9 protein-coding genes and 1 pseudogene are annotated in these 7,622 nt (G+C 65.2%); all 10 read left to right on the top strand.

Annotation, left to right across the window (positions count from 1 at the left end; genetic code table 11):
- Window positions 1–510 (top strand): annotated as a pseudogene (locus AC1DQ3_RS19715) (RNA-guided endonuclease IscB); the annotation flags it as partial.
- Complete coding sequence (gene mlaD / locus AC1DQ3_RS19710; RefSeq protein ID WP_477121828.1) at window positions 510–1,040, top strand: outer membrane lipid asymmetry maintenance protein MlaD; 531 nt, start codon at window positions 510–512, stop codon at window positions 1,038–1,040. The pseudogene AC1DQ3_RS19715 and the gene mlaD, both read left to right, overlap by 1 nt.
- Window positions 1,037–1,858 carry an MlaA family lipoprotein gene (locus AC1DQ3_RS19705; protein WP_477121827.1) on the top strand — a complete coding sequence of 274 codons (822 nt, stop codon included), beginning with the start codon at window positions 1,037–1,039 and terminating at the stop codon, window positions 1,856–1,858. Before mlaD ends, AC1DQ3_RS19705 begins: the two co-directional genes overlap by 4 nt.
- 235 nt (window positions 1,859–2,093) lie before the next feature.
- Entirely contained in the window at window positions 2,094–2,717 is a 624-nt protein-coding gene (locus AC1DQ3_RS19700; protein ID WP_477121838.1) for an MlaC/ttg2D family ABC transporter substrate-binding protein, read from the top strand.
- Between the two features lie 124 nt (window positions 2,718–2,841).
- Window positions 2,842–3,159 carry an STAS domain-containing protein gene (locus AC1DQ3_RS19695; RefSeq protein ID WP_477121826.1) on the top strand — a complete coding sequence of 106 codons (318 nt, stop codon included), beginning with the start codon at window positions 2,842–2,844 and terminating at the stop codon, window positions 3,157–3,159.
- Between the two features lie 255 nt (window positions 3,160–3,414).
- A complete protein-coding gene (locus tag AC1DQ3_RS19690; protein WP_477121825.1) occupies window positions 3,415–4,365 on the top strand; it encodes an ABC transporter ATP-binding protein in 951 nt (316 codons plus the stop codon).
- Window positions 4,366–4,421: 56 nt separating this feature from the next.
- Window positions 4,422–5,192, top strand: coding sequence for an ABC transporter permease (locus tag AC1DQ3_RS19685; RefSeq protein ID WP_477121837.1), 771 nt, complete (start codon window positions 4,422–4,424; stop codon window positions 5,190–5,192).
- 42 nt (window positions 5,193–5,234) lie between these two features.
- Window positions 5,235–5,489, top strand: coding sequence for a BolA family protein (locus tag AC1DQ3_RS19680; protein WP_477121824.1), 255 nt, complete (start codon window positions 5,235–5,237; stop codon window positions 5,487–5,489).
- A 181-nt stretch (window positions 5,490–5,670) separates the two neighbouring features.
- The gene (gene murA / locus AC1DQ3_RS19675) at window positions 5,671–6,921 is read left to right on the top strand and encodes a UDP-N-acetylglucosamine 1-carboxyvinyltransferase (RefSeq protein WP_477121823.1); all 1,251 of its coding nucleotides are present in this window, start codon (window positions 5,671–5,673) and stop codon (window positions 6,919–6,921) included.
- A gap of 28 nt (window positions 6,922–6,949) precedes the next feature.
- Window positions 6,950–7,612: an ATP phosphoribosyltransferase gene (gene hisG / locus AC1DQ3_RS19670; RefSeq protein ID WP_477121822.1), complete on the top strand. Its 663-nt coding sequence runs from the start codon at window positions 6,950–6,952 to the stop codon at window positions 7,610–7,612.
- Window positions 7,613–7,622: the final 10 nt, after the last annotated feature.

Raw genomic sequence — 7,622 nt, 5'->3', positions numbered from 1 at the left:
GAGACTGGGTCGGGTGCACGGACGAAGTACAATCGCCGACGATTCGATCTGCCAAAGACGCACGCGCTGGACGCCGCGTGCGTTGGGGTGATCGACTCGGTTTCGGGATGGCAAAAGCCCACGTTGGCGATCAAGTGCGCGGGCCGCGGCGCTTACCAGCGCACGCGACTCACCGCATCCGGCTTTCCTCGCGGCTACCTCATGCACAGCAAGCGCGCATTCGGTTTTCAGACCGGTGATAGGGTGCGGGCCGATGTCCCGTCCGGGAAGAAGGCTGGCAGGCATTTTGGGCGGGTGGCGATTCGCGCCACCGGCTCCTTCAACATTCAGACCGCCGAAGGCGTCGTCCAAGGTGTCTCGCACCGCTATTGCCAGATCATGCAACGCGGCGACGGATATGGTTATTCACTCGTAGCGCCATCCACGAAGGAGAGCGGGCGCAGGGACGACGCTTCGCGTCGCGCGCTATCCCTCACCGGCCTGAAGGCCGATGTTTCCCGCGTGAACTGATGAAAAGAAATACACTCGATTTCTGGGTTGGGCTGTTTGTCGTGGCGGGTTTCGTGGCGCTGCTGTTCCTGGCGCTGAAGGCCGGCAACATGAGCTCCTTGTCGTTCCAGGAGACCTATTCGGTGCAGGCACGCTTCGACAATATCGGCGGCCTGAAGCCACGCGCCCCGGTCAAGAGCGCCGGCGTGGTGGTCGGCCGCGTCGCCGACATCCGCTTCGACGACAAGACCTACCAGGCGACCGTGACGATAAACCTGGAAAAGCGCTACCAGTTTCCCAAGGACACTTCGGCCAAGATCCTGACTTCCGGCCTGCTGGGTGAGCAATACCTGGGTCTTGAGGCGGGTGGCGATACTGCCATGCTGACGGACGGTTCGCGCATCACCATGACGCAATCGGCCGTGGTGCTGGAAAACCTGATCGGGCAGTTCCTGTATAACAAGGCCGCCGACGCGGGCGCCGGCGGCGGCAACAGCGCTGGCGGGGGACCCGCAGGTGCCGCCAGCGGTGCCGCAGGGAGCCTGAAATGACCGGCAGAGGTGCCGCCGCGCGCCGGCGCGCGGGTCGAGAAGGGTTGCTGGCGGCGTTGGCAGCCTTGGTGATGGCGGGCTGCGCGACTGGCCCGACCGCCAACCCGAAGGATCCCATCGAGCCTTTCAACCGGGAAGTCTTCAAGATCAACGATGACTTCGATAAGGGCGTGCTGCGTCCGGTTGCCCAGTTGTACGCCGACTACATCCCGTCGCCGATACGTACCGCGGTCGAAAACGCCTTCTCCAACGTGAGCGACGTCTACTCGGCCGTCAACAACCTGCTGCAAGGCAAGCCCACCCGCGCCGTGGAAGACACCATGCGCGTGGCCATGAACAGTGTGCTGGGCATTGGCGGGCTGATCGACATCGCCACCCCGGCCGGCTTGCCCAAGTACAAGGAAGATTTCGGCCAGACGCTGGGCGTATGGGGCGTGCCGGCCGGACCTTACCTGGTGCTGCCGCTGTTCGGGCCGAGCACGGTGCGCGATACCACCGGCATGCTGGTCGACCGCCAGATCGATCCGTCGGCGTACCTCGATCCCGTCTGGCTGCGCAATTCGCTGACGGGCGTGCGCATCGTCAGCACCCGGGCCTCGCTGCTGGGCGCCTCCAGCCTGATCGAGCTGGCGGCGCTCGACAAGTATGCATTCATGCGCGACGCGTACCTGCAGCGCCGCGAGTACCAGATTTATGATGGCAATCCGCCGGAAAGCGATGACACCGCTCCCGTCAATGAACCGTCGGATTCCAGGCAGGAAAATCAGACAATACCCACGCCACCTGTGCAGATGCCCGGCGGTATCCGCTTGCGCTGACGGCGGTTTCCATGCCGGCACGATGGCCGGGCGAACGGGCTTCCCGCCGCGTGTCGTGGCTGTGAGTGGTGCAACAAAATATGTAGATGTGGCGTCGGGGGCCCCGGCGCCGCGAACTCCCCCGGCTCGCCCGAACTCCAACTCGGCGCGTGACCATTACCGGCCTTGATGCCGGGACACGCAAAGGTTGCCGTACCATGGTGATCCGCGCGTTCGATTTGATAAGGACGAAATGATGCTGAAGCGACTGTTGCTGCCTTTTCTTACCGTTGTTGCCTTTGCGGGCGCCGCCCATGCCCAGACGCACGATGCCAGCACGCCCGACGGCCTTGTCAAGGCCGTGGTCGGCGACGTAATGGCCTCCGTCAAGGCGGACAAGGACATGCAGGCCGGGAATATCAACAAGATCTCCGCGCTGGTGGAACAGAAGATCCTGCCCAACGCGAACTTCCAGAGGACCACGCAGATCGCCATGGGCCGCAACTGGTCCAAGGCGACGCCGGAGCAGCAAAAGCAGATTGCCGACGAGTTCAAGACCCTGCTGATCCGTACCTACTCCGGCGCCATCGCGCAGATTCGCGACCAGACCGTGCAGTTCCGTCCGTATCGCGGCAGCCCCGACGATACCGACGCCACCATCCGCACCCAGGTCATCAACAAGGGCGAGCCGATCCAGCTCGACTACCGCCTGGAGAAGACGCCGCAGGGCTGGAAGGTCTATGACATCAATGTGCTGGGCGCCTGGCTGACCGAGGCCTACAAGGGCAGTTTCAATACCATCGTTGGCCAGCAGGGCGTGGAGGGCGTGATCAAGACGCTGCAAGACCGCAACCGCCAGCTCGCCAACGCCAAGAACTGACCGGTACCCGCGCCGCGGAGTGCAGGTTCTGGCCCAGCGTGGCATGCCGAACTGTTCTACAATGAGCACTCCCGCACCCGCGGGAGTGTTTTTTTCCAGACCCGCACCCCCGGACCACTGCCAGATGCTTTCGCTCGACACCTCGCTGACCAACCGCAACGCCGCCGCCGTGCTGCGTGACGGCCTGGCACGCCTGGCCCAGGGTGAAGCCCAGGTGGATTGCAGCAAGCTCACTCAGGTCGACTCCGCCGCCGTTGCCGTGCTGCTGGCCTGGCAGCGCGAAGCCAGCAGCCGCGGCCAGTCGCTTGCGATTACCGGTGTACCGGCCCAACTGGCTGAGCTGGCCGCCCTGTATGGCGTCGATTCCCTGCTGCGGGTGACACCCCAGGCGGGCCTGGCGAACGCCCAGGGCGCGCAGGACACCATCTCCCACCGACATTGAACCGGCATCCGTGGCAAGCTGCTGGTGCTGGTCCCCGCTTGCTACCGCGATGCCCGGGCGATGGCTCCGCGCCACGCCTTGCGCTCAAAGCGGGACTGCCCCCGCATCCCCTATAATTCCGGGTTGTTCGACCGTTCCGGCATATAAGGCTCGGACAAGACACGGTCGAAGCACCCGGGCGGTCCCCCGCCATTTCAAGGAGGCTGGCGTGCGAGCTCAACAGGGCCCGACGCGCCTGCCAAACAGTATCCGGCCATGAAAGCCATCGAACTCAAAGCCGTCCGCAAGCGCTACCGCAACCTGCAAGCGCTCAAGGGCGTCAGCTTCACCGTCGAGCGGGGCGAATTCTTCGGCCTGCTCGGCCCCAACGGTGCAGGCAAGACCACGCTGATCTCCATCCTGGCGGGCCTGAACCGTGCCGATTCCGGCAGCGTCAGCGTGCTCGGCCACGACGTCGTGTCCGATTACCGGCTGGCGCGGCGCATGCTGGGCGTGGTGCCGCAGGAACTGGTCTTCGATCCTTTCTTCACGGTGCGCGAAACCCTGCGCCTGCAGTCCGGTTATTTCGGCCTGACCCGCAATGACGACTGGATCGACGAGATCATGGCCAACCTGGATCTCACCAACAAGGCCGACGCCAATATGCGCCAGCTTTCCGGTGGCATGAAGCGGCGCGTGCTGGTGGCCCAGGCGCTGGTGCACCGGCCGCCGGTCATCGTGCTCGACGAGCCGACCGCGGGGGTCGACGTGGAACTGCGCCAGACCCTGTGGAAGTTCATCTCGCGCCTGAACCGCGAGGGCCACACCATCATCCTCACCACGCACTACCTGGAAGAAGCCGAGGCGCTGTGCAACCGTATCGCCATGCTCAAGTTCGGCGAAGTGGTGGCGCTGGACCGCACCAGCAACCTGCTGAGCCAGTTCGCCGGGCTGCAACTGGCACTGACTTTCTCCAGGGGCACGCTGCCCGCCGCGCTGGAGCCGCTGCGCATGCCCGCCAACCCGGGCGAGCGCGCGGTCGGGCTGCGGCTATCGGGCTATGCGGCGGTGGAGCCGATCCTGGCCGCCTGCCGCGAGGCCGGCTGCGAGATCGAGGACATGGAAATCAACAAGGCAGACCTGGAAGACGTGTTCGTGCAGATCATGCGGCGCGAAGGCCATATGCCGGGTGCGCTGCCGGATACGGCGGTGGAGGCCGCAGCATGAAGATGCCAACTGAATTCGACGGCGCGCAAGACGCCATCAACACGCACCTGGCGCCGATGGCGGTAGGTGGCCTGGTAGGCTTCCGCACCTTGCTCTACAAGGAAGTACTGCGTTTCTGGAAGGTCAGCTTCCAGACCGTGGCGGCGCCGGTGCTGACCGCCATCCTGTACCTGCTGATTTTCGGCCATGTGCTGGAAAACCGCGTGAAGGTGTACGACCAGATCAGCTACACCGCTTTCCTGGTGCCGGGCCTGGTAATGATGAGCGTGCTGCAGAATGCCTTCGCCAATAGCTCGTCGTCGCTGATCCAGTCCAAGATCACCGGCAACCTGGTGTTCATCATGCTGCCGCCGCTGTCGCACTGGGAAATGTTCGGTGCCTACGTGGTGGCTTCCGTCGTGCGCGGCCTGGCCGTTGGCCTGGGCGTGCTGCTGGTGACGGCCTGGTTCGCCAACCTGCATTTCGCCAACATCGGCTGGATCCTGCTGTTTGCCCTGCTCGGCGCGGCGATCCTTGGCACGCTGGGGCTGATCGCGGGGATCTGGGCCGAGAAATTCGACCAGCTCGCGGCCTTCCAGAACTTCCTGATCATGCCGGCGACCTTCCTGTCCGGCGTGTTCTACTCGATCCACTCGCTGCCTCCCTTCTGGCAGGCGGTGTCGCACGCAAATCCGTTCTTCTACATGATCGACGGCTTCCGCTACGGCTTTTTCGGCGTCTCCGACGTGGCGCCGACCTTCAGTCTTGCCGTGGTCGGTACGGCTTTCCTGGTGCTTGCGGCGCTGGCGCTGCAACTGCTCAAGAGCGGTTTCAAGCTGCGCCACTGAGCGCTGCATCCACACACGGCGAAACAACGCGAAAAGACAATCATGCTGCCCACACCTCAACAAGTCAGGGATTACATCGCCCAAGGCCTGCCCTGCGAACACCTCGAAGTGGAGGGCGACGGCCAGCACTTCTTCGCCACCATCGTCAGCGCGCAATTCGACGGCAAGCGGCTGATCCAGCGGCACCAGCAGGTCTATGCCGCGCTCGGCGACCGCATGCGCGCCGAGATCCATGCGCTGTCGATGAAGACGCTGACGCCGGCCGAATGGCAGGCGCAGGCGGGCCAGGCCAAGTAAGAAGCAAGACAGGACGGACTAACAAGCTGGCCGCCCGACAGGCCGGACATGACAATCAGGTCGCCTCGCAAGACGGCGGCCTCGGGTACCAGATGCCGCGGTTGTGCGCTTGATTGCACAAGCGGGGGCCGTGATGAATGACGCCGGATGCCTCTGGGCGGCCGGCCTGAAACGATTGAACATGGACAAACTCGAGATTCAGGGCAATGGCCCGCTGCGAGGCGAGATCCGCGTATCGGGCGCCAAGAACGCCGCGCTGCCAATCCTTTGCGCGGGGCTGTTGGCGGCCGAACCCGTGACGCTGGACAATGTGCCCGACCTGCAGGACGTGCGCACCACGCTCAAGCTGCTGCGCCAGATGGGCCTGAAGGCCGAGCAGGACGGCGCGCGCGTGACGCTGAACGGCGCCGACGTGAACTCGCCCGAAGCGCCCTACGAGCTGGTCAAGACCATGCGCGCCTCGATCCTGGTGCTGGGTCCGCTGGTGGCGCGCTTCGGCGAGGCCCGCGTGTCGCTGCCCGGCGGCTGCGCCATTGGCGCGCGTCCGGTCGACCAGCACATCAAGGGCCTGCAGGCCATGGGCGCCGAGATCAGCATCGAGCACGGCTACATCCACGCCCGCGCCAAGCGCCTGAAGGGTGCGCGCGTGGTCACCGACATGATCACCGTGACCGGTACCGAGAACCTGCTGATGGCTGCCACGCTGGCTGACGGCGAGACCGTGCTGGAAAACGCCGCGCGCGAGCCCGAGGTGGCCGACCTGGCCAGCTTGCTGGTCAAGATGGGTGCCCGCATCGAGGGCATCGGCACCGACCGCCTGGTGGTGCAGGGCGTGGAGCGCCTGCACGGCGCCAGCCATACCGTGATCGCCGACCGCATCGAGGCCGGCACCTTCCTGTGCGCCGCCGCCGCCACGCTGGGCGATGTGGTGTTGCGCGGCGTGCAGCCGGGCATCCTGGACACCGTGCTCGACAAGCTGCGCGAAGCCGGTGCTGCCATCGAGGCCGGCACGGACTGGATCCGCCTGCGCATGGACCAGCGCCCGCAGGCGGTGAGCTTCCGCACCTCCGAATACCCGGCCTTTCCGACCGACATGCAGGCGCAGTTCATGGCGCTGAACAGCGTCGCCGGCGGTGTGGCCCGCATTACCGAAACCATCTTCGAAAACCGCTTCATGCACGTGCAGGAGCTCAACCGGCTGGGCGCCGATATCGCGGTCGAAGGCAATACCGCGGTGGTTACCGGCGTGCCCAGGCTGTCGGGCGCCAGGGTGATGGCGACCGATCTGCGCGCCTCCGCCAGCCTGGTGATCGCCGGGCTGATCGCCGAGGGCGAGACCGTGATCGACCGCATCTATCACCTGGACCGTGGCTACGACCGCATGGAAGACAAGCTGTCGGCCGTGGGCGCCAAGATCCGCCGCATCGCCTGAGCGCGCAAGAAAAGACACAAGGACGCAGATGAGCCCCTCCCCGACCCAGTTGACGCTGGCCCTCTCCAAAGGCCGGATCTTCACCGAAACCATGCCGCTGCTGGAAGCGGCCGGCCTCCACGTCACCGAGGATCCGGAAACCTCGCGCAAGCTGATCCTGTCCACCTCCGATCCGGACGTGCGCGTCATCATCGTGCGCGCCTCGGACGTGCCGACCTACGTGCAATACGGCGCGGCCGATTTCGGCGTGGCCGGCAAGGACGTGCTGATGGAGCACGGCATGGCCGGGCTGTATGCGCCGATCGACCTGAATATCGCCAAGTGCCGCATGTCGGTGGCGACTTCGGCCGGCTTCGACTACGCCAGCGCCGTGCGCCAGGGCGCGCGGCTGGCGGTGGCCACCAAGTATGTGCAGACCGCGCGCGAGCACTTCGCCAAGAAGGGCGTGCACGTGGACCTGATCAAGCTGTATGGCTCGATGGAACTCGGGCCGCTGGTGGGGCTGGCCGACGCCATCGTCGACCTGGTCAGCACCGGCGGCACGCTGCGCGCCAACAACCTGGTCGAAGTGGAAGAGATCGTACAGATATCGTCGCGCCTGGTGGTCAACCAGGCTGCCCTCAAACTCAAGCGTGAGCGGCTCGCGCCGATTCTCGACGCGTTTGAACGGGCCTCCGCCGCGCTGGCCTGACGCCGCGCGA

Source organism: Cupriavidus sp. 01T418 (assembly GCF_056398885.1).
The sequence above is the reverse complement of the archived record's forward strand: the minus strand, read 5'-3'. Positions and strand labels throughout refer to the sequence as shown.